This window comes from Pseudomonas sp. 13159349 (assembly GCF_013305685.1).
GTDB classification, from domain to species: Bacteria; Pseudomonadota; Gammaproteobacteria; order Pseudomonadales; family Pseudomonadaceae; genus Aquipseudomonas; species Aquipseudomonas asiatica.
The window spans coordinates 2,572,615-2,593,308 of the sequence record NZ_CP045553.1 but is presented as its reverse complement, the minus strand read 5'-3'; the positions used below and the strand labels follow the sequence as shown (position 1 = coordinate 2,593,308).

General features: G+C 61.0%; 18 protein-coding genes and 3 pseudogenes. 10 read left to right on the top strand and 11 right to left on the bottom strand.

Translation table 11 applies throughout. The features are described from left to right. Positions 1-14: 14 nt before the first annotated feature. The 4 genes from GEV38_RS12190 to GEV38_RS12175 form a co-directional block, all read right to left on the bottom strand. Entirely contained in the window at positions 15-1,268 is a 1,254-nt protein-coding gene (locus GEV38_RS12190; RefSeq protein WP_054573820.1) for an OprD family porin, read from the bottom strand. Between the two features lie 58 nt (positions 1,269-1,326). After that, a complete protein-coding gene (locus GEV38_RS12185) occupies positions 1,327-2,631 on the bottom strand; it encodes a CitMHS family transporter (protein ID WP_013972233.1) in 1,305 nt (434 codons plus the stop codon). 123 nt (positions 2,632-2,754) lie between these two features. Then, positions 2,755-4,068: a C4-dicarboxylate transporter DctA gene (gene dctA, locus GEV38_RS12180; protein WP_173895830.1), complete on the bottom strand. Its 1,314-nt coding sequence runs from the start codon at positions 4,066-4,068 to the stop codon at positions 2,755-2,757. A 73-nt stretch (positions 4,069-4,141) separates the two neighbouring features. Continuing rightward, positions 4,142-5,221: a 4-oxalomesaconate tautomerase gene (locus tag GEV38_RS12175; protein ID WP_015270082.1), complete on the bottom strand. Its 1,080-nt coding sequence runs from the start codon at positions 5,219-5,221 to the stop codon at positions 4,142-4,144. A gap of 147 nt (positions 5,222-5,368) precedes the next feature. Here GEV38_RS12175 and GEV38_RS12170 point away from each other — a divergent pair, with 147 nt between their 5' ends. Beyond that, entirely contained in the window at positions 5,369-6,262 is an 894-nt protein-coding gene (locus tag GEV38_RS12170; RefSeq protein ID WP_013972231.1) for a LysR family transcriptional regulator, read from the top strand. Positions 6,263-6,322: 60 nt separating this feature from the next. Here the strand turns inward: GEV38_RS12170 and tcuB are convergent, their stop codons facing one another. The 3 genes from tcuB to GEV38_RS12155 form a co-directional block, all read right to left on the bottom strand. Next, positions 6,323-7,504: a tricarballylate utilization 4Fe-4S protein TcuB gene (tcuB, locus tag GEV38_RS12165; protein WP_054573822.1), complete on the bottom strand. Its 1,182-nt coding sequence runs from the start codon at positions 7,502-7,504 to the stop codon at positions 6,323-6,325. Further along, on the bottom strand, positions 7,485-8,939 hold the full coding sequence (gene tcuA, locus GEV38_RS12160) for an FAD-dependent tricarballylate dehydrogenase TcuA (protein ID WP_015270080.1): 1,455 nt from the start codon (positions 8,937-8,939) through the stop codon (positions 7,485-7,487). The genes tcuB and tcuA overlap by 20 nt, the downstream gene beginning before the upstream one ends. Before the next feature lie 148 nt (positions 8,940-9,087). After that, complete coding sequence (locus tag GEV38_RS12155; protein WP_054573823.1) at positions 9,088-10,008, bottom strand: LysR family transcriptional regulator; 921 nt, start codon at positions 10,006-10,008, stop codon at positions 9,088-9,090. A gap of 441 nt (positions 10,009-10,449) precedes the next feature. On the opposite strand from GEV38_RS12155, the gene GEV38_RS12150 reads away from it, so the two are divergent. The 5 genes and pseudogenes from GEV38_RS12150 to arsJ all read left to right on the top strand — a co-directional run bounded on the left by GEV38_RS12150 (position 10,450) and on the right by arsJ (position 13,963). Then, positions 10,450-10,806 carry a metalloregulator ArsR/SmtB family transcription factor gene (locus tag GEV38_RS12150; protein ID WP_054573824.1) on the top strand — a complete coding sequence of 119 codons (357 nt, stop codon included), beginning with the start codon at positions 10,450-10,452 and terminating at the stop codon, positions 10,804-10,806. Between the two features lie 18 nt (positions 10,807-10,824). Next, positions 10,825-10,935: pseudogene (locus GEV38_RS27680) on the top strand (arsenate reductase ArsC); the annotation flags it as partial. Between the two features lie 50 nt (positions 10,936-10,985). After that, positions 10,986-11,702, top strand: a complete 717-nt coding sequence (gene arsH / locus GEV38_RS12145; RefSeq protein WP_054573825.1) for an arsenical resistance protein ArsH — start codon at positions 10,986-10,988, stop codon at positions 11,700-11,702. Positions 11,703-11,725: 23 nt separating this feature from the next. Then, entirely contained in the window at positions 11,726-12,730 is a 1,005-nt protein-coding gene (locus tag GEV38_RS12140; RefSeq protein WP_039612838.1) for an ArsJ-associated glyceraldehyde-3-phosphate dehydrogenase, read from the top strand. 9 nt (positions 12,731-12,739) lie between these two features. Continuing rightward, positions 12,740-13,963, top strand: coding sequence for an organoarsenical effux MFS transporter ArsJ (arsJ, locus tag GEV38_RS12135; protein ID WP_054573826.1), 1,224 nt, complete (start codon positions 12,740-12,742; stop codon positions 13,961-13,963). Positions 13,964-14,087: 124 nt separating this feature from the next. On the opposite strand, the pseudogene GEV38_RS12130 reads toward arsJ, so the two are convergent. Continuing rightward, a pseudogene (locus GEV38_RS12130) lies at positions 14,088-14,408 on the bottom strand (zinc-binding dehydrogenase); the annotation flags it as partial. Here GEV38_RS12130 and GEV38_RS12125 point away from each other — a divergent pair. Continuing rightward, a pseudogene (locus GEV38_RS12125) lies at positions 14,344-14,547 on the top strand (LysR substrate-binding domain-containing protein); the annotation flags it as partial. The pseudogenes GEV38_RS12130 and GEV38_RS12125 sit on opposite strands and share 65 nt — an antisense overlap. 99 nt (positions 14,548-14,646) lie before the next feature. On the opposite strand, the gene GEV38_RS12120 reads toward GEV38_RS12125, so the two are convergent. Continuing rightward, positions 14,647-15,498: a LysR family transcriptional regulator gene (locus GEV38_RS12120; protein WP_015270073.1), complete on the bottom strand. Its 852-nt coding sequence runs from the start codon at positions 15,496-15,498 to the stop codon at positions 14,647-14,649. Positions 15,499-15,608: 110 nt separating this feature from the next. Here GEV38_RS12120 and GEV38_RS12115 point away from each other — a divergent pair, with 110 nt between their 5' ends. Continuing rightward, positions 15,609-15,989, top strand: coding sequence for a cupin domain-containing protein (locus tag GEV38_RS12115; RefSeq protein WP_003256754.1), 381 nt, complete (start codon positions 15,609-15,611; stop codon positions 15,987-15,989). 92 nt (positions 15,990-16,081) lie between these two features. Here the strand turns inward: GEV38_RS12115 and GEV38_RS12110 are convergent, their stop codons facing one another. Then, on the bottom strand, positions 16,082-17,293 hold the full coding sequence (locus tag GEV38_RS12110) for a M24 family metallopeptidase (protein ID WP_015270072.1): 1,212 nt from the start codon (positions 17,291-17,293) through the stop codon (positions 16,082-16,084). A 199-nt stretch (positions 17,294-17,492) separates the two neighbouring features. Continuing rightward, entirely contained in the window at positions 17,493-18,056 is a 564-nt protein-coding gene (locus GEV38_RS12105; protein ID WP_015270071.1) for a hypothetical protein, read from the bottom strand. 331 nt (positions 18,057-18,387) lie between these two features. Between GEV38_RS12105 and GEV38_RS12100 the strand changes: the two genes are divergently transcribed. Next, positions 18,388-19,161 carry a creatininase gene (locus tag GEV38_RS12100; protein ID WP_054573827.1) on the top strand — a complete coding sequence of 258 codons (774 nt, stop codon included), beginning with the start codon at positions 18,388-18,390 and terminating at the stop codon, positions 19,159-19,161. An 83-nt stretch (positions 19,162-19,244) separates the two neighbouring features. Beyond that, complete coding sequence (gabP, locus tag GEV38_RS12095) at positions 19,245-20,630, top strand: GABA permease (protein WP_013972215.1); 1,386 nt, start codon at positions 19,245-19,247, stop codon at positions 20,628-20,630. The last annotated feature ends 64 nt before the right edge of the window (positions 20,631-20,694 follow it).

Genomic DNA, 20,694 nt, shown 5'->3' with positions numbered 1-20,694 from the left:
CTCGCACTGCCGCATTACCAGACCGCAATATCGTAGGTGAGATAAATCCGGTTGCTGTCACGACCTCGGGCAAAGTCAGAGCGGTATACATAGTTGCGCAGTTTCACGCCGAGCCCTTTGACTGGCCCGGACTGCACCACGTAGGCAAGCTCCACATCACGCTCCCACTCGCTGAGCCCGGCTTCACCGGAACGACCGTTGTCCCCGCTCAGGTAACGCGCCATGAAGGTCAGCCCGGGCACACCGGCCGCTGCAAAGTTGTAGGCGTAGCTCGCCATCCAGGTTTTCTCTTCCTCCTCGATGAACTTGCCTATGCCAACGTTACTGAACGAGTAAACCGTCGCGCCGCTGATGTACGGCAGCCCTGCCTCGCCGTCGAGCACCTGGTAACCGGCACCGACAGTGTGCCCGGAGTGGGTATAGGACAACTGCCCGCTGAACATGTCATTGTCGATCTGGCCGCCATGAGCGGCTCCGCTGTCGCGGCTCTTGAAATAGCGCAAGTCGGTGGTGAACACCCCTCCACCCAACGGCAGGTCGTGTACCAGGCCGGCATAGTCCTGGCGATAGAAGTGTTCGAGCTGGCCGTGGAAATAGCTCAGGCGCAGCTGCTTGCTGACGGCATAGTCGGCACCGGCAAAGTTGAAATCGCCAGACTCGCCGCCACCATAACCATCCAGGAACAGACCGGTGCTGTCCGAGGAGTCCCGCTGCTTGAAGCGGTCCAGGTGGCCGGCGGTCAGGGTCAGGCCATCGACATCGGTACTGGTCAGCTGCGTACCCTGGTAGGTCTGAGGCAACAATCGTGCATCGTTGTACACCAGCACCGGTGTCTTGGGCAGCAAGGTGCCATGCTTGACGATGGTCTGCCCCAGTCGCGCCTTGGCGGTTACCCCGGCACTGGCGAACTCGTCCGCGGCACGGCCATCGTCATGCACCGGCAGCAAGCCGGTACCGCTGCGGCCGCGGCCCGAATCGAGACGGACGCCTACAAGCCCCAAGGCATCGAGCCCCAGGCCCAGCGGGCCTTGGGTGAACCCTGATTGGTAGTCGAGCAGAAAACCCTGCGCCCATTCCACCCGCTCGCTCTTTGCAGTTGCAGCAGCGCGGGCGCTCATGCCTTGTTCGTCGCGGAAGTTTTCGTTGAAGTAAACGTTGCGCAGCTGCAGCTTGAGCTTGCCGTCGTCGATGAATCCGGCAGCGCCGGCCACAGGCAGCCAGCCGCAAAGCAGGCCACAGGTGGCCCGGCGGAAAACAGTTCGGGACATTTTCGATACTCTGTTGTTGTTCTTGGATGAGGTGGGCGCCAGCGGCGCCCGAAGCAGATCAGACGAAGAAGGACAAGGCACCCGTGACCAAGGCCAGTGCGGTGATGACCAGTGATGTCAGCACCGCCCATTTCACGGTGGCCTTCTGGAAGTCGCCGATGTCGCGATCGACCATGCCCACCAGCAGCAAGGTCGAGGCCACCAGCGGGCTCATCAGGTGCACTGGCTGCCCCAGCACCGAGGCGCGGGCGATTTCAACCGGGTCGATGCCGTAGGCGGCCGCAGCGTTGGCAAGGATCGGCACCACGCCAAAGTAGTAAGCGTCGTTGGACAGTACGAAGGTCAGCGGCATGCTGGTCAGCGCCACCACCAGCGGGAACCAGTGGCTCCACGCCTCGGGAATCCAGTCGACCAGGGTCTGAGCCAGCGCATCGACCATCTTGGTACCCGAGAAGATCCCCGCGAAGATGCCTGCGGCGAATACCAGCAGTACCACTGTCATGGCATTGCCAGAATGGGCGAGGATGCGCTCTTTCTGCAGATCCAGCTGCGGGTAGTTGATCATCAGCGCCGCGACGAAACCGATCATGAACAACAGTGCGGAATGCATCACGCCCATCACCAGCGCTGCCATGACGGCAATCACCAGCACCAGGTTCACATACGCCAGGCGTGGGCGCTTATGTGGGCTCTCGCCGAGGATCTCCTTGATGTAGCAGTTGCCGCCACCCGACTCCAGGGCGATGTTGCCGATGCGTCGGCGCTCGGCGCGGCCCAGCAGGAACGCGGTGAACACCACCCAGGCCGCACCGCCGATCACGGTGGGCAGCATCGGGATGAAATACTCGGTCGCATCCAGCCCGAGCGCGGCAATGGCCCGGGTGGCCGGCCCACCCCAAGGGCTCATGCCACTCATGATGCTCAGCGACAGCATGGATACCGTGGCCAGGATCATCGGGTTCATGCCGATGCGCTTGTACAGCGGCAGCATGGCCGCACAGGTAATCATGTAGGTGGTGGTGCCATCACCGTCGAGCGCCACCAACAGCGAGAGCAGCGCGGTACCGATGGCGATCTTGACCGGGTCGCCATTGACGCGCTTGAGGATCTTGCGGATCAGCGGGTCGAACAGGCCGGCATCGATCATCAGGCCGAAGAACAGGATGGCGAACAACAACAGGGCCGCCGAGGGCGCCACCATTTTCAAGCCATCGAGCATCATCTTGCCCAGCTCGGGGGCGAAGCCGCCGATCACTGCAAAGACAATGGGTACCACGGTGAGCGCAACGATTGGCGACAGGCGTTTGCTCATGATCAGGTAGGTGAAGGTCACCACCATGATCAGGCCCAGGAGTGCGAGCATGGTCTTTTCTCTTGTTTTTATTCTATTGCGGCCATCGGCAAGGCAGACGGCCCCCTACCCCACTCGGCATCGCTGGGATGCTGAGTGGGATTCTAAGTCAACTAGGGAAGGTGAAGAGGCTTTTCAGCCGTGATGCCGGGGCTCGGCAGACCAGTCGGCCTGCGCAATATCCGCCTCGTCCGGTGCAGCCGGAATGCCGTTCAGGCGGCGCAGCAAGGTTTCCCGCTCACAGGCATTCTCCGACAGCGAGATGACCACCGTGGCCACGGCATTGCTGGCCAGGCTGGTCAGGGCACGCGCCTCGGACATGAAGCGATCGATGCCGATCAGCAAGGCAAGCCCTGCCAACGGGATGTCGTGAATGACGGTCAAGGTCGAAGCCAGCGCAACGAAACCACTACCGGTCACACCCGCCGCGCCTTTTGACGACAACAGCATGATCGCCAGCATCGTCACCGTCTGGCCAAGGCTCAGGTCGATGTTGCAAGCTTGAGCGATGAAGACCGCCGCCAACGACAGGTAGATGGCAGTACCGTCGAGGTTGAAGGAGTAACCGGTTGGCAGTACCAGCCCGACCACACCTTTCTTGCAGCCCAGTTTCTCCAGCTTTTCCAGCATGCGCGGCAGTACAGGCTCGGTGGACGAGGTGCCGAGCACCACCAGAAACTCCTCGCGGAAATAGCGCAGCAGCTTCCACAAGCTGAAGCCATGGGCACGGCAGATGCCGCCAAGCACCACCAGCACGAAAAACGCACAGGCGATGTAGAGCGTACCTACCAGCTTGGCCAGTGCACCCAGGGACGTCACACCATACTGCCCGACGGTGAAGGCCAGGGCACCGAAGGCGCCGACCGGTGCGAAACGCATCAGGTAGCCAAAGATGCGAAACACCATGGTCGAGGCAGACTCCAGCACATCGAGTACCGGCTTGCCCTTCTCGCCCATCGAAGACAAGGCGAAGCCGCTGAGCACCGCGATGAACAGCACCGGCAACACTTCACCCTTGTTGAACGCCCCGATGAACGTGTCGGGAATGATATGCATGAAGAAGTCGACCACGCTGAGCTTCGCCGCAGATGCGGCGTACTGGCCGAGCCCCGCAGTGCTGAGAGTGGCAGGGTCGATGTTCATGCCGACACCAGGACGGAACAGGTATACCGCTGCCAGGCCGATCATCAGGCTGATAACAGTCAATACCAGGAACAGCAGCAAGGTCTTGCTCATTAAACGCCCGAGGGAGCGCTTGTCGGTCATCCCGGCGATACCGGTGACGATGGTGCAGAAGACCACCGGCGCGATCATCATCTTGATCAGCTTGATGAACGCATCACCCAGGGGCTTGAGCGCAACGGCCTGTTGCGCCCAGAAGTGACCGACCACCACGCCCAGCAGGACGACGCAGAGGATCTGGAAGTACAGCGATTTGGCGAGTCTCATGAGGCATCACCCATTGTTGAAATTGTGCGGATGCGCTTGTTGCGAATGTACAGGTCTGGACTACCGCCTGGGCCTACCCCGCCAACCTGCGGAATGTAGGCGCGTAAACGAAGCCTGAGAACAGCCGCCGGGCGGTTCGCACCACAGAGGCCTGAATCGTCTTGCCATCTGCGCCACTGCGCGACAGCGCGACATCGATACCGCCGCTTGGATGTTCCAGACGCACTTCGGTCAACTGCACGGCGCCCTCGCCCAGCAGATCGCCGATCACCGTACCTGGGCTGACGCAGGCAGTCGCCAGCCCTATCGCTCCGGTGATGGCCAAGGCGCGGTGGCAGTTGTGTGGCATGAAGTAGCGAACCTGCAACGTGCCGTCATAACGGGGCTTGGACACCAGCACAGGCTTGGGGATGACCATGCCGCTGACATCACCCAGGCCCATGGCCTTGCCGGCCTTCAGGCGCAACGCCTCGAGGCGCTCGAGCAGTTCGCCGTTGGCGTCGAGTTCGGCCGGGGATTCCGAGCCGGTGACGCCCAGCTGGCTGGCCTCCACCACCATCATCGGCATGGCCATGTCGATGCAGGTGACTGCAACGCCGTCGATCACATCCTTGGCCTTGCCAGTCGGGAACAGTTTGCCGGTCTTGCTGCCGACCGCATCGAGGAAGGTCAGGTGTACCGGGGCGGCAGTGCCCGGTACGCCATCGATCGCCGTGCGGCCTTCATAGCGCACGATGCCGCCGGGGGTTTCCACCAGCGAATTGACGAAAGTGCCGGTGTTCAGGTTGCGAATACGCACCAGCGTCTTGCCGTCCTGGCCTTTGACAAGACCTTGCTCGATGGCGAACGGGCCAACGGCGCACAGCATGTTGCCGCAGTTGGGCGCCGTATCAACCCGGCGCTGGGCGACCATGACCTGCACGAACAGGTAGTCGACGTCGGCGTCGGCATGCAGCGAGGGGCTGACAATCGCTACCTTGCTGGTCTGCGGGCTACCGCCACCGATGCCGTCGATTTCCAGTTCATGCCCGGAACCCATCAGGTTGATCAGCAATTCGTCGCGTTCGACCACATTGGCAGGAAGGTCCCATGCATGGAAAAAGGGGCCCTTGGAGGTGCCACCGCGCATGAGTACGCAAGGAATTCGTTGCATGATTTCGCACTCTTGTTGATCAATGGACATCATTGATGCTGTGGACAAAAGATTGACAGGGATGGATAAATCAATCCAATGCAAATATCGTAGTTATTGTTCCGATTTGAGCATCAATACCGAACCCAATGCCAAGAGCGATCCGAGATGGAATATGAGCTGCAAGACATACGATCTTTCGTGAAAATCGCCGAACTCGGCAGCTTCCACGAAGCCGCAGAAGCGCTGCACCTGTCCCAGCCCGCCTTGAGCCGACGGATCAAGAAGCTCGAGGAAGGCTTGGGCACTTCGTTGCTGGAACGCACTACTCGTCGCGTCAGTCTGACCAGCGTCGGGCGTGACTTCCTGCCCAAGGCCAGGCGCCTGCTGGATGACTTCGAAGACTCGATCCTGAGCATTCGCGAACTCGCAGAACGACAGACCGGCCAGGTAACCCTCGCCTGTATTCCGACCGCAGCGTTTTATTTCCTGCCATCGGTGATCCGCGACTACAACGAGCAATACCCCAAGATCCGCATTCGTCTGCTGGACCTCAGTGCCAACGACGGGCTCGAAGCCGTGCTGCGGGGTGAAGCCGATTTCGGCATCAACATGATGAGTGGCCAGCACCCGGACATCGAGTTCGTCTCCCTGGTACAGGAGCACTTCGTGCTGGCCTGCCGCAGGGACCACAAGCTGGCGAACCGTGAGGCCGTCACCTGGACAGAACTGGCCGACTACCGCCTGATCGGCGTAGGCCGGCTTAGCGGTAACCGGATGCTGCTTGACCATGCCCTGTCCGGGCTCAACCTGCGGCCCAAGTGGTTCTATGAGGTTCAGCACCTGTCGACCTCGCTGGGCATGGTCGAGGCCGGGCTGGGCGTGTCGGCCATGCCCAGCCTGGCCATGCCCAGCGCCGACCACCCGACGCTGGTCAGCGTGCCGCTGATCGAGCCCCAGGTAACCCGCACCCTGGGGTTGGTCTACCGCAGAGGGGCGTCGCTGTCGCCGGCAGCGGAGAAGTTCGTGTCGATCCTGCTGGACAAGTGGCCCAACCGTTGAACGAAATGCCTTGCTTCCGGCTCGGCACGGCGCAGGGGAAATACGGGCTGAGTTCATGGTTCACTCCCCGCCCAGGCCCAGCTTGTTGGGCCGGCGCTTCTCGATTGCAAACTTGAGCAGTGCCGCGCTGCGGAACAGGCCATGGGCAAACTTGCCATAGGGCAGCGTGATGAACAGCGCCATCACCGTCCCCAGGTGAAGCGCCAGCACGATCGCCATCGCTGCGGTATCACGCAGGCCCAGCAAGGCGAGGCCTGTGGCGCTGACCAACAGCAGAAGCAGAATGAAGGCCCGGTCCATGGGGCGCTGGGCCACATCGCCCTGCTCCGGCGCCCTGCGCAGGTTCAGCGCCAGCAACCCGGCCGGCCCGACAATCAAGCCAATTCCGCCCAGGGTTCCGAGCAACACCGGTGCACTCAGCAGTGGGTACGGTGCCTGCTGGCCCAGCAGGTAGTGATAACCGGTGGCGACCACCGTGGCGGCAAAGCACAGCATGAAGCCGTAGAAGGTGAAGTGGTGGAAGCGACGTCGCCAGAGCGTGTAGCGATCATCGGCATTGTTGCAACCTTGGCCGTGCCCACCGTCGAGGTATTTCAGGGTCAACACCGCGCTTGATGCCTCGAACACCGCCCCTTTGGCCGGTTGCGCCAGCGCCTCGGCAGGCGAGACCGAGCGCCAGAAGCGACGTACCGCCACCGCCAGGGCCAGCGCTGCAGCGGCAAAGACGCTACCGAACATCAGTGCCAGGGTGTTGTGCGGGAAGACCGCATAGAAATTCCCAGCCAACCGCCCGGGCAGCAGCGTGCCGTTGACGAACAAGGTCAGCAGCAGGAACAGCGACAAGGCTACGGCCAATGCACTGGCGACATAGGTGCCGTTGTGCCTGTACAGCCGCCCGAAGAGGGCCGGCCAGGCGTACTCGGCGTATGTCTGCCCCCGCACCTTGGCCATCGCCTGGGGCACGTTCACCGCGAATTCGTGGGGCTGCGCGTACTGGCAGGCATGCAGGCAGGCGCCGCAGTTGTGGCACAGGTTGGCCAGGTAATGGATATCGGCCTTGCCGAACTCCAGCCTGCGGGTCATCGCCGGGAAGACCGCGCAAAAGCCCTCGCAGTAACGGCAGGCATTGCAGATCCGCATTTGCCGGTCCACTTCCTGCTCCTCGACGTTCAACACCGGGATCAGTTCGAGGGCCGGCCCGGCGGTGTCAGGCTGGCGTGGCTCAGGCAGTTGCGCAGTCATGGCTCTTCTCTTTTTCTGGATGTTCGTAACCCGCCGCCGCAGCAGCGCTGGTTCCGGCGATACGGCCGAAGGCGGTGCCGATGGACATGCCGACGCCTGCGGTGTAGCCCTTGCCCAGTACATTGCCCGCCATCATTTCGCCGGCAACGAACAGGTTCGGGCTGGGACGCCCGTCGAAATGGACGGCGGCGGTTTCATCGGTGCGCAGCCCCAGGTAGGTGAAAGTCACGCCAGGGCGCAGCGGGTAGCCGTAATAAGGCGGCGTATCGATCGGGCGCGCCCAGTGGCTTTTCGCCGGTTCCAGGCCTGCGGTGTGGCAGTCGTCCAGCCGGGTGTGGTCGAAAGTGCCCACCTGGCAGGCTCGGTTGTAGGCATGCACGGTTTCGAGGAAGGCCTGCACAGGCAAACCGAGCAGGCCGGCCAACGCCTCCAGGCTATCGGCAGTGGCACCCGGAAAAACCGGTGGCATGAAGCGCCCGAGAGCTTTCTGGTCGATGATAGAGAACCCCACCTGCCCAGGCTGATGCGCCACCAGGCGCCCCCAGATGGCATAGCGCTTGGGCCAGAAATCCTCGCCTTCATCGTAGAAGCGCTGGCCATCGCGGTTGACCACCACGCCCAGCGAAACACAATCGATGCGCGTGCAAATGCCGCCGTCGTACAACGGCGCACGAGCATCGATCGCCACCATGTGCGCCTGGGTCGGGTCGCCAATCGTGTCGGCGCCCTGTTCGATCATGCGGCGCAACAGCACCCCGTCATTGAAGCGCGTGCCACGGATCAGGAAATTGTCCGAAGGCCACTCCCCTCGCTCGTTCTGCCCCCACGCCTCGCGCAACCACTCACGGTTGGACTCGAAGCCGCCGGCGGCAAGCACACAGGTACGCGCCTCGATGCGCTCGGCAGGCAGGTGTCGCCCCTGAACCTCACGCGCCGGCACATGGGCCGCGACGAAGCGTCCGCCCTGCAGTTCGATGTCGGCTACTGGCGTGTCGTAGCGTATCTGTACGCCAAGGTTTTCGGCGCTGCGAAAGTAGGCATTGACCAGTGCCTTGCCGCCGCCCATGAAGAAGGCGTTGGTCCTTGCTGTGTGCAGCGCACCCGACAATGAGGGCTGAAAATGCACGCCATGGCGGCGCATCCACCCGCGACAACTGGAGGACGCGCGAATCACCAGCCGCGCAAGCTTTTCGTCGGTCTGGCCACCGGTAACCTTCAGCAGGTCCTGCCAGAATTCTTCTTCCGGGTACGCCTCGACCAGCACATCCTGCGGTCCATCATGCATGCACCTCAGGTTGCGCGTGTGTTGTGAGTTGCCACCACGCCAGGCGCGGGGTGCGGCCTCGAGCAGCAGCACGCTGGCTCCGGCCTCTCGCGCCATCAGCGCGGCACAGAGGGCGGCATTGCCCCCTCCGATGACTAGCACATCGATCATTTCGCCTCCAGATCACGAAGAGCCGAATGTTCGGCTGCTCCTCGTGACCGGGGACTTTAATGAGCGCCCGCAGACCGCGAAACGCGATGGTCGGGGGGAGGCATTCAGTTTTTCTAAAGGGTCGGAACAAGCGCCCCCGTCGCCTGGGTCAAAGCAGCCGTGCGCCTGGCCATCGGCCCTGCTCCACCAGCTCCCGGGCAACGTCCTGCAGTACGATCCGCGTAGCCAGCGCCGCCGGTGAGAGCTCGTCATCAGTCAGGCTGACAATCACATTGCGACGCTGCGCCAGGGCTTCGTCGACAGCAAACACGCGCAAGCCCGCCTGATGCGCCCGGGCCACCGTCGCGCCGGGCTGGATGGTGGCGGCATGGCCCGCACACACGCAATCCATCAACAGCGACAGGCCATCGACTTCCATGACGATGCTGGCCTCCAGCCCTGCCCGCTCGAAAATCGAGCGCAACGTCGTGCGCAATCCATGCTGGTTGCTGGGCATCACCAACGGCAACGTCGCGATCTGTTGCAATGTGAGCGACTCGCCCCAGCCGTCCTTGACCAGCGGTGCGGGAACCAGCACGAACAGCCGCTCCGTCAGCAGCCCCCGCACCTCCAGGCGCGGCCCCGTCTCTGCCTGGAACAGCACCGCCAGGTCAAGGTGCCTGGCATTGAGCTGGTTCATCAGATAACCAGACAGCATTTCCACCAGGTGCAGCCGGATGTCGGGATAGCGTTCGCGCATCCTGTCGATCAAGGCAAGGCCAAGAATCGAAGCCGTGGTCGGAGCCAGCCCCACGCTGGCATAGCCGCTCATGCGGCCACTTTGAGCTGCCAGCACAGCATGTTCCGCCTGACGAAGCGCAAGACGCGCATGGTATTCGAAGGCCAGTCCGGCCGCGGTCGGCGCTACGCCGGTGCTCGAACGCGTCAAAAGCCGGGTACTCACCTCGCTCTCCAGCTTCGACAACTGCTGGCTCAAAGCCGAGGCGCCAACCCCTAGCTCGAGCGCAGCCCTGCCAAGGCTGCCGTACTCCAGAACACTCAGGAAATAGCGAAGCTGACGTAACTCCATACAGATCTCTTCAACGATGGGGGCAGGCCTGGAGCATGTTAAACGTATTTGCACAGCGTGGGCGGTCAAGCCTTGATCGACAGGACGCTACGGTGGAACGGACTGGCCCGCCCTCATGGAACTGCATATAGCTGGATGATTGAGCAGGGCCTCTGTGGGAGCGGGCGTGTCGAGGCGTCGAACCGCCGCGAACACCGGCGCAGCCGGTGCCAACCACCGCGTTGAATTTTTCGCGGGCACGCCCGCTCCCACAGAGGCCGCGTCGCGCTTGCGAATTGAGTTCTCTGCGCGACAGCGCAGCCCAAAGGGCTGGGCGATCTCCTGCAAGGCCTTCTTTTCGTCTGCAGGAATCAATCTGGCAGGCCTTGCAATACATGCGAAAAATCGTATATTTGAAAAACCATATATATCAAGCATGAAAAGCAAACACCGAGAACTGCCATGACTGACTCGCTGACCCCGACCCAGGTCTTCAAATGCCTCGCCGACGAGAACCGCATTCGGATGATGCTGCTAATCGCTCGCGAGGAAGAGCTGTGCGTCTGTGAACTGATCTGCGCCCTGGAAGAAAGCCAACCCAAGGTTTCTCGCCACCTCGCACAACTGCGCTCCTGCGGCCTGCTTGAAGACCGCAGGCAGGGCCAATGGGTTTACTACCGCCTGCATCCAGAACTGCCCGCCTGGGTACGCGATGTCCTGGTAACCACGCTGGAAGCCAATCGCGAATGGTTGAGCACCAGCGCCAAACGACTGGACACCATGGGTGACCGCCCTCAGCGCGTCGCTGCCTGCTGCTGATCATTGCGAGGAAATACGCTGAAAGCCCTGTTCCTCTGCACCGCCAATCGCTGCCGCAGCATCCTGTCCCATGCCAATTTCAATCACCAGGCACCGGTCGAGATGAAGGCCTTCAGTGGCGGCAGCCAGCTATAGAGCGAAGTGCGCCACGATCCATCACTACCCTGCAGAGTGAAACCATGACCGAACACCACATTCCCAACATCGACAACGACCTGGTCGATCTGCCGACAGCCGAGAAACTGGCAATCGCGCAACAGTCCACCCACAAGCCTCGCATCCTGCTGCTGTACGGATCGACCCGCGAACGCTCCTTCAGCCGCCTGCTGACCGAAGAAGCCGCCCGCCTGCTGGAGCATTTCGGTGCCGAGACGCGCATCTTCAACCCGTCCGGCCTGCCACTGGCGGATGACGTGCCCGATGACCACCCCATGGTCAAGGAACTGCGCGATCTGGTGTTGTGGTCCGAAGGCATGGTCTGGTGCTCGCCGGAACGCCACGGTGCAATGACCGGCGTGTTCAAGTCGCAGATCGACTGGATCCCCCTGAGCATGGGCGCCGTACGGCCGACCCAGGGAAAGACCCTTGCGGTCATGCAGGTATGCGGTGGTTCGCAGTCGTTCAACGTGGTCAACCAGTTGCGCGTGCTTGGCCGCTGGATGCGCATGTTCACCATCCCTAACCAGTCGTCCGTGCCCAAGGCCTACCTGGAGTTCGACGAAACGGGCCGCATGAAACCGTCCCCGTACTACGACCGTGTCGTGGATGTCATGGAAGAGCTGGTGAAGTTCACCCTGCTGTTACGCGACCGCGCCGACTACCTAGTCGACCGCTACTCCGAGCGCAAGGAGTCGGCCGAGGAATTGTCCAGGCGTGTCAATCAACGATCCATCTGAAGTCACAACTCGAGAACAAGACCATGGCAATCAAAGTAGGCATCAATGGGTTTGGCCGTATCGGTCGCCTGGCGCTGCGCGCGTCCTGGGGCTGGCCGGAATTCGAATTCGTCCAGATCAATGACCCGGCCGGCGACGCCGAGACCCACGCCCACCTGATCAACTTCGATTCGGTCCACGGCCGCTGGCAGCGTGAAGCCGGGGCAGAAGGCGACTCGGTGGTGATCGAGGGCAAGCGCATCAAGGTCACTGCGAACAAGGCGATCGCCGACACCGACTGGTCGGGCTGTGACCTGGTCATCGAAGCCAGCGGCAAGATGAAGTCGGTAGCCGTGCTCCAGGCCTACCTGGACCAGGGCGTCAAACGCGTGGTGGTCTGCGCGCCAGTGAAGGAGAAAGGCGCGCTGAACGTGGTGATGGGCGTCAACCAGCACCTGTTCGACCCGGCGCAGCACCGTATCGTCACCGCCGCTTCCTGCACCACCAACTGCCTGGCCCCAGTGGTCAAGGTGATTCACGAGAACCTGGGCATCCGCCACGGCTCGATCACCACCATCCACGACCTGACCAATACCCAGAGCATCCTCGATACACCGCACAAGGACCTGCGTCGCGCCCGCGCCTCGGGCATGAGCCTGATCCCGACCACCACGGGCTCGGCTACCGCAATCGCCGAGATCTTTCCTGAACTGCGCGGCAAGCTGAATGGGCACGCCGTACGTGTACCGCTGGCCAACGCCTCGCTGACCGACTGCGTGTTCGAAGTGGCACGCGAGACCACTGCCGAAGAGGTAAATGCGTTGTTGAAGGCGGCTGCCGAAGGCCCGTTGAAGGGTATCCTGGGCTACGAACAGCGACCGCTGGTGTCCATCGACTACCGCACCGACCCGCGGTCCTCCATCATTGATGCGCTATCGACCCTGGTGGTCAATGGTACCCAGGTGAAGATCTACGCCTGGTACGACAACGAGTGGGGCTACGCCAACCGTGCAGCGGAACTGGCCCGAATGGTCGGCACGGCGGAGTAACCGGCAATCATGAAGGCGTTGTCAGCCCTGCCTACACACGTGCGTCAGTACCTGCTGGTTACCGGCAACTACTGGGCCTTCACCCTCACCGACGGTGCGTTGCGCATGTTGGTGGTACTGCACTTCCATACGCTGGGCTACACGCCGCTGCAGATCGCGGCGCTGTTCCTGTTCTATGAAGTGTTCGGCGTGATCACCAACCTGGTGGGCGGCTACCTCGGCGCCCGCCTGGGGCTGAATCGCACCATGAACATAGGCTTGGGCCTGCAGGTTCTGGCCCTGCTGATGCTCACGGTGCCGGCAGCCTGGCTGACAGTGCCCTGGGTGATGGCGGCACAGGCGCTGTCCGGCATCGCCAAGGACCTGAACAAGATGAGTGCCAAGAGCTCCATCAAGCTGCTGGTGCCAGGCAGCCAGCAAGGCACCCTGTACAAGTGGGTGGCCATCCTGACGGGCTCGAAAAACGCGCTCAAGGGCGTGGGTTTCTTCCTTGGTGGCGCCCTGCTCGCCCTGCTCGGCTTCACCCTGGCGGTGCTGGCCATGGCGACGGTACTGGCATTGATCTGGGTCGGCAGCCTGATCCTGCTGAAGAAGGACCTGGGCAAGGCCAAGGCCAAGCCGAAGTTCCGCGACATGCTGTCCAAGAGCCGGGCCATCAACATTCTTTCGGCCGCACGGCTGTTTCTCTTTGGCGCCCGTGACGTCTGGTTCGTCGTGGCTTTGCCGGTGTACCTGAGCACGGCTTTTGGCTGGGACTTCTGGCTGGTCGGCGGCTTCCTGGCTGCATGGATAATCGGCTACGGCATCGTCCAGTCGCTTGCCCCCCACATCACTGGCAAGAAACGCGGCCAGGTGCCCGACGGTCGCGCGGCTTTCATCTGGGCGATCGCCCTTGCCGGGCTGCCGGCGCTCATCGCCGTGGGCCTGTCGGCAGGCTGGTCGGCCCAGGGGATGGTGCTTGGCGGGCTGATGCTGTTCGGCGTGCTGTTCGCCGTGAATTCGTCGCTGCATAGCTACCTGATCGTCAGCTATGCCAAGGAAGACGGGGTATCGCTGGATGTGGGCTTCTACTACATGTCCAACGCGCTAGGGCGGCTGGTCGGTACGCTGCTTTCCGGCTGGGTATTCCAGGCTTACGGGTTGGAGGCCTGCCTGTGGATCTCCACAGTATTTGTTCTGCTGGCAGCATTGATATCGAGTGCATTGCCAAGGCATGCCAGCGATTGCAATTGACCCACTCAGCGTGTGCCATAGAATCGCGTCTCCCGAAATCTGCTCTCCAGCACGACAAAGTCAGGGGGCCGCTCGGTAAAGCGGCCCCCATCGGCGGATACCTTGGCGTTCAACGTTCTCGATTCTATTCGCTCAACAACTGGATGATTGTCTTGCCCTTGGCGCGGCCTTCTGCGACCTGGCGGAAGGCGTCGTTTACCTCGTCCAGTGCGAACCGTTGCCGGTCCACCCGTATCGTCAGTTGCCCCGCATCTGCCAGCTCGGCCGCCTCGCGCAGGATTGCGCCATGGTGTTCGCGGCCCTGGCCCGTGAGCAACGGGGCCAGGGTGAACACCCCCGAATAAGTGGCGCTTCTGAACGAGAGCGGCGCAAGACGGTGCGGTTTGGGCATCTCCCTCTCGCCACAATGGCTTTTCAAAGCAGACGTTGAACGCGGCAGCGTGCTAAGCGTGCTTGACGATTACAAAGCCACGGCACTGCCCGTCAGCGCGGTGTTCAGCCGCGAGCGGCGACATTCGGCACGGGCGATGGCCTTCATCGACTTTCTGCGCGAGCACCTGCACGGTCTTGCGCAAGAGCCGTAGGCCTGCGTCAGTCGAGTACACAGGCGTGGGGCAACATCAACAAACAATCTGGACCTGCTCATTCGGACCGGCTTCGCAGTGATGAGAAACGCAGCCGTCTCAGCGCTTGAAATGTTCCCGGATAATGTCCGCGAGGCCAGAAACGGAACGACTGGCATCCTCGACCGTCTGCAACCGCACGGCGAACGCGGGCAGTGTCGGTAACCCACATTCGGCTGCAGCCAGGCTGATATCTTCAGGAACGAGACTTCGCAGCCATGGCGTAACCGCCAGCCCGTTGCGAACCATGGTCAACGTGGTATCGACCGACGCATTTTCAAATACCACCTTTGCCACGATACCTGCTTCGCCAAGACACCGGAAAACGGTGTCGCGAAAGGCGCAATTCGCCGTCAGGAAGCACAGAGCCAATGGGCGCCGTGCCGATGCGGTCTCGTTGCCCAGCCACACCAGCTGATCAACAGCCAGGCGTTCGCCCAACTCGACATCAACCGGGCCTTGGCTGAGCACCAGATCGAGTTCGCCCGTGGCGAACACCTGGTCGAGGTCCACGGACGAAGCACTGAAGATCTTTACCTCGGCCTTGGGGAAGGCATCACCGAACGCCTTCAGCACGGGAGCAAGCGGCGCGCCGGCCATATCGAACGGGAGCCCGAGACGCACCGGGGCGTCTGATTCCCTGGCCCCGACACTGGCGCAAAATGCATCATGCATCCGCAGCAGGCGACGAGCGTCAGGCAACAACGACCTCCCCTGCCAGGTCAGGCTACTGCCTTGAGTGTCACGCATCAGCAATGGGCAGCCGAGGAATGCCTCCAGCCGCTTTATTCGCTGGCTGACAGCCCCTTGTGTCAGGTGCAGCCCTACCGATGCAACACTCATGCTTCCGGTATCCGCCACTTCGACAAAGGCCCTGAGCAGCGCCAGATCAAGGGTGTGGTTCTTGTTCATGCCAGGCCATTAGCAGTGTTAATACCGGTATTGTAATTCGTCGCTACGCAAAAGCCACGCGCCGCTCTAGATTGCAAGCCTCAGACTGACTTGCAGAAGGGAGTACGCGCATGATCAACACGGTGGACAGCATCAACCTGCAACATGAACTGGATACGCTGACCGGATACTGGAAGCCCAAGGTCATCGGCCGCGTCAACAACCATTTCATCAAGATTGCGAAATTGAAAGGCGCGTTCGTCTGGCATGCCCATGAACATGAAGACGAAATGTTTACGGTGGTCTCTGGCACGCTTCGCATCGAGCTCGAAAGCCGCACCATTGTCCTGAACGCAGGAGAATTCTGCGTGATTCCAAAGCAAATGCGACACCGGCCGATTGCCGAGGAAGAATGTGCAGTCATGCTGATCGAAACGGATACCACCCTCCACACCGGCGCAGAGACTTCATCACTCACGGTTTCGATAGAGGAGCAGTTATATCCGGCGTAATTCAGTCAACCGCGGTTCACGCCTTCAGGCGCACCGCGCAAATCGCCGGTGCAGGGAGAAAGCCGCACAGGTTGACTGTGCGGCGGGTTCAGTCACTTTTTGATGATGTTGTGTTCCGGGCCGTACGGGAACTTGGTGATGTTTTCACTGCCGTGCTCATTGACGATCAGGATGTCGTGTTCACGGTATCCGCCAGCTCCCGGCAGGCCTTCGGGCAGCATGATCATCGGCTCGATCGACACCACCATACCCGGCTCGAGTACGGTGTCGATGTCCTCACGCAACTCCAGGCCTGCCTCGCGACCATAGTAATGGCTCAGCGTACCGAACGAGTGGCCGTAACCGAACGTACGGTATTGCAGCAGATCGTGCTCCAGGAAGATCTCGTTCAGCTGCAGGGCGATGTCGCTGCAACGCATGCCGGGCTTGACCAGTTCAAGGCCAGCCTCATGCACCTTGACGTTGACCTCCCACAGGCGCAGGTGCTCATCGGAACAGTGGTCCAGGAAAAGCGTACGCTCCAGTGCGGTGTAATAACCAGCGATCATCGGGAAGCAGTTGAGGCTGAGGATGTCGCCCTTGTTGACCTTGCGCGAGGTCACCGGGTTGTGGGCGCCGTCGGTATTGATGCCCGACTGGAACCAGGTCCAGGTATCCATCAGCTCGGAGTCCGGGTAGGTGCGGGCGATCTCACGCACCATCGCCTGGGTAGCGTGCAATGCCACTTCGTACTCAGGTACCTGGTCACGCAGGGCCTCGACCACCGCAGCGCCACCGATGTCGGCTACCCGGGCGCCCTGGCGGATGATCGCGTGTTCTTCAGCCGACTTGATCATGCGCATGCGCATGCACGGCGCGGCGATGTCCACCAGCTCGGCCTGCGGGTAACGGCAGGCCAGTTTGTCCCGGTTCATCAGGTTCAGGTGGTCGAACTCGATGCCGATGCGCCCGGCCTTCGGCAGTGCCTGCTGAATCGCGACAAAATAGTTATCACGCTGCCAGTCGGTGTAGATGATGTTGTCGGTACCGACCGTACGGCGCCATGGCTGGCCACCATCGATGTTGGCACTGATCGACACGACGGCTTCCTGAGTGACAACCAGTGCATAGGGGCGGCCAAACGAGCAGTACAGGAAGTCGCTGTAGTAGTTGATATTGTGGTAGGAGGTAAAGACCGCAGCATCGATATTGTTTTGTGCCAGGTAAGTGCGCAACTTGGACTGACGGTTGGCATATTCCTGTTGCGAGAACGTCGGTTTGACTTTTTCGCCGTTCTTGATCTGAATGGTTTTTGGCATTTGCATGTTTTTTATTCCTTGTAGTTAACAGCGGAGAAACTTGTTTATCGGTGCCACTGGTGACCATTCGACCAGATAAGCCGAATGGTTTTTTGCGCGAATCCGACCCGTAAATGACCAGATCCGTCGCCCTGCAAACGAGGCCAAACACTGCAAAGGCGACGCAGAATCCGAGGCGCCAGCGCAATCAACCGATAGTGAGGATTCAGTGGGGTCGGTGCGCGAACAAGCGCTCGAGAAGTTGCCGCGAAACGCCGATCAGCGTTGCCAGTTCGCTGACTCCAAGCAGGTGGGATGTAGACGGCGGGAACAAAGCCAGGGTCTTCTTGACTTGTTCCGAAACACTGGCCGGTGCATGCACACATTTGATCTGGCCGACAGGCAGGTCTGCGTGATCGTCAACGGTGGGCAACCACCACGTCATCTGTTTTGCCGCACAGCGCACCTTCGGCCCCGATACACGGTGGCGCAGGTGCGGGGTGCCTGTGCGTGAACGCATTTCATCACCCGGGCAGACAATGAGTATATCCAGCGGTTTTGCCTGGCTCAGTTCCACGGTGGCCGTGGAAATGCCGTTGCTGGCCTTCAACGGCCGGCCGCCAAGGCTGATGATCTGCCACTGGCATACTTCGCACCGGGCAACTTCATTGGCGATGCGCAACGGCTCCAATGCGGCGGCTAATGCATAGAAATCAAACCCTTCACTCAACAGGAAACCAATGCGCACTGTGCTTGCCAATGGCTGGCCCACTTCGGTCAATTGCTGCATGTACTACCTCCAACTTTACCCACGCAGCGTCTACTGCGAACAGTAATATTGTCCCGGTAGTTGCTTGGCCAGATATGTCAGATTTCGACCCCTAATTGCCAGACAGAATGGGCAAGCAAATCAGTTCGTCCGACATGAACGTTTTCGCCGCCCCTGAACTCGTGAATCAACGCATGCCGTGACCTACGGGATAGAGCCACGGCAGCTTTTGTCAATTTCAGGTCGGAAACTGACAATTCCAGCCGATGGCGATCTGATCAAATTGGGACATCTGCTACTGCTGCAAACCGGACGAGCTTTTGCAATTACAAGAACATAGAGAGACCACCCGATGAACGATAGCGTTGTAATTGGCGAACTCACCTGGCCCGAGTACGCCCGGCGTGTTGCATCCGGCAGCACGATATTCTTGCCTGTAGGCGCCCTGGAGCAACACGGCCACCACATGTGCATGGAAGTGGATGTACTGCTACCGACCGCGCTGTGCAAGGCCGTAGCGCGCAATGTCGACGGCCTGGTGCTCCCCGCATTGGCCTACGGCTACAAGTCGCAGCAAAAATCGGGCGGCGGAAACCACTTTCCCGGCACCACCAGCCTGGATGGCGCAACACTGACACATACCATCCAGGACATCATCAGGGAGCTGGCCCGGCACGGCGCGCGTCAGCTGGTGATGATGAACGGGCACTACGAGAACTCCATGTTCATCGTGGAAGGCATCGACCTGGCGCTGCGCGAACTCCGTTATGCCGGCATCACCGATTTCAAGGTCGTGGTCCTGTCCTACTGGGACTTCGTCAACGCGCCTGAGGTCATCCAGGAACTCTACCCTGACGGATTCCTCGGCTGGGACATTGAACACGGTGGCGTCTTCGAGACTTCGTTGATGCTGGCCCTGCACCCCGAGAAAGTCGACCTGGCCCGTGCCATCGATCATCCGCCAGCCACCTTCCCCCCCTACGATGTGTTCCCGATCATTGCCGAGCGCACGCCGGCGTGTGGAACCTTGTCATCGCCAAAAGGCGCCAGCCGCGAGAAAGGCGAACTGATTCTGCGTGTCTGCACCGAAGGCATCAGCAACGCTGTCCGCGAGGCATTCAGTTAAGCGCCGCAACACCGCATTGATCTACCAGAGCACGATTCGCATTAGCTGTTAACCCGCCATCTATAACAACAAGGGTAATGATAATGTCCAGCCATTCAACTCTGGCCCCCGGCCTCAAGCAGCGCCACGTCACCATGCTCTCGATAGCCGGCGCTATCGGTGCCGGCCTTTTCATCGGATCGGGGCATGCAATTGCAGCGGCCGGCCCAGCGGCCATCCTGGCCTACATCATGTCCGGCACACTGGTTGTGCTGGTCATGCGCATGCTCGGTGAAATGGCAGTTGCTTCCCCTGATACCGGTTCGTTTTCCACCTATGCCGAACGCGCAATGGGTCGTTCGGCCGGTTTTACCATTGGATGGTTGTACTGGTGGTTCTGGGTGCTGGTCATTCCCATCGAGGCAATTGCCGCAGCGGCAATCCTGCATGCCTGGTTCCCCGCGATCGAAACCTGGGAATTCGCACTGGCCGTTACTGCCCTGCTCACCTTGACCAACTTGTTCAGCGTTGCGCGCTACGGGGAGTTCGAGTTCTGGTTCGCCATGCTCAAGGTCATCGCCGTACTGGCCTTCATCGCCCTGGGTGCGCTGGCCCTGACCGGCGTGGTGCCAAACCTCAGCGTCAGTGGCGTGGCCAAGCTGAGCAACGACTTCGGCGGTTTCATGCCCAACGGCATGGCAGCGGTGATTGGCGCCATGCTGACCACGGTGTTCAGTTTCATGGGCACCGAAATCGTCACCATCGCCGCCGCAGAATCCAAGGACCCCTCCAGACAGATCACCCGCGCTACCAACTCGGTCGTGTGGCGCATGGGCATCTTCTACATCGTCTCGGTGTTCCTGATCGTCTCGATCGTGCCCTGGAACGACCCCATGCTGGTGCAGGTCGGCTCCTATCAGAGGGCCCTTGAGCTGATGAACATCCCTCACGCCAAGATGATCGTGGATGTCGTCGTGCTGATTGCCGTGGCCAGCTGCCTCAACTCGGCAATCTACACCGCATCGCGCATGGTCTACTCGCTGAGCAGACGTGGCGACGGCCCTGCCGTTCTCCAGCGCACCTCATCGGCCGGTGTGCCATTCGTCGCGGTCATGGCCAGCACCGCTGTAGGCTTCCTTACCACCGCGTTGAACTACTTTGCGCCGGACGAGGTGTTCTCCTTCCTGCTGGCGAGTTCCGGTGCCGTGGCACTGCTGGTCTACCTGGCCATCGCGGTATCGCAACTGATCCTGCGCAAGCAGATGGCTCGTCGAGGTGAGGTCATGGCCTTCAAGATGTGGTTGTTCCCCTGGCTGAGCTACTTGGTCGTCGCCTCCATCATCGGGATTCTGGCAATGATGCTGATCATGCCCGGCCACCGCATGGAAGTAATGACAACCGGCGCGCTGGCAATTGCCATCGTGTGCATGAGTTCGATCTTCTCGCCCAGGAAGCGCCCACTGCCCCGTGTCGCAACCAAATCGGCCTGAGGCTGGCTCAGCCGCTTCGCCCTGCGAAGGCTATGCGTTCGCAGGGTGTCGCCTTTTTGCGTCA

Coding starts and splice junctions, on each gene's coding strand:
- GEV38_RS12150 (WP_054573824.1), top strand. CDS start 10,450: ATGACTGACTCGCTGACCCCGACCCAGGTCTTCAAATGCCTCGCCGAC.
- GEV38_RS12140 (WP_039612838.1), top strand. CDS start 11,726: ATGGCAATCAAAGTAGGCATCAATGGGTTTGGCCGTATCGGTCGCCTG.
- GEV38_RS12185 (WP_013972233.1), bottom strand. CDS start 2,631: ATGCTCGCACTCCTGGGCCTGATCATGGTGGTGACCTTCACCTACCTG.
- arsJ (WP_054573826.1), top strand. CDS start 12,740: ATGAAGGCGTTGTCAGCCCTGCCTACACACGTGCGTCAGTACCTGCTG.
- GEV38_RS12155 (WP_054573823.1), bottom strand. CDS start 10,008: ATGGAGTTACGTCAGCTTCGCTATTTCCTGAGTGTTCTGGAGTACGGC.
- gabP (WP_013972215.1), top strand. CDS start 19,245: ATGTCCAGCCATTCAACTCTGGCCCCCGGCCTCAAGCAGCGCCACGTC.
- GEV38_RS12110 (WP_015270072.1), bottom strand. CDS start 17,293: ATGCAAATGCCAAAAACCATTCAGATCAAGAACGGCGAAAAAGTCAAA.
- GEV38_RS12190 (WP_054573820.1), bottom strand. CDS start 1,268: ATGTCCCGAACTGTTTTCCGCCGGGCCACCTGTGGCCTGCTTTGCGGC.
- GEV38_RS12105 (WP_015270071.1), bottom strand. CDS start 18,056: ATGCAGCAATTGACCGAAGTGGGCCAGCCATTGGCAAGCACAGTGCGC.
- GEV38_RS12170 (WP_013972231.1), top strand. CDS start 5,369: ATGGAATATGAGCTGCAAGACATACGATCTTTCGTGAAAATCGCCGAA.
- GEV38_RS12100 (WP_054573827.1), top strand. CDS start 18,388: ATGAACGATAGCGTTGTAATTGGCGAACTCACCTGGCCCGAGTACGCC.
- dctA (WP_173895830.1), bottom strand. CDS start 4,068: ATGAGACTCGCCAAATCGCTGTACTTCCAGATCCTCTGCGTCGTCCTG.
- GEV38_RS12115 (WP_003256754.1), top strand. CDS start 15,609: ATGATCAACACGGTGGACAGCATCAACCTGCAACATGAACTGGATACG.
- GEV38_RS12175 (WP_015270082.1), bottom strand. CDS start 5,221: ATGCAACGAATTCCTTGCGTACTCATGCGCGGTGGCACCTCCAAGGGC.
- tcuA (WP_015270080.1), bottom strand. CDS start 8,939: ATGATCGATGTGCTAGTCATCGGAGGGGGCAATGCCGCCCTCTGTGCC.
- tcuB (WP_054573822.1), bottom strand. CDS start 7,504: ATGACTGCGCAACTGCCTGAGCCACGCCAGCCTGACACCGCCGGGCCG.
- GEV38_RS12120 (WP_015270073.1), bottom strand. CDS start 15,498: ATGAACAAGAACCACACCCTTGATCTGGCGCTGCTCAGGGCCTTTGTC.
- arsH (WP_054573825.1), top strand. CDS start 10,986: ATGACCGAACACCACATTCCCAACATCGACAACGACCTGGTCGATCTG.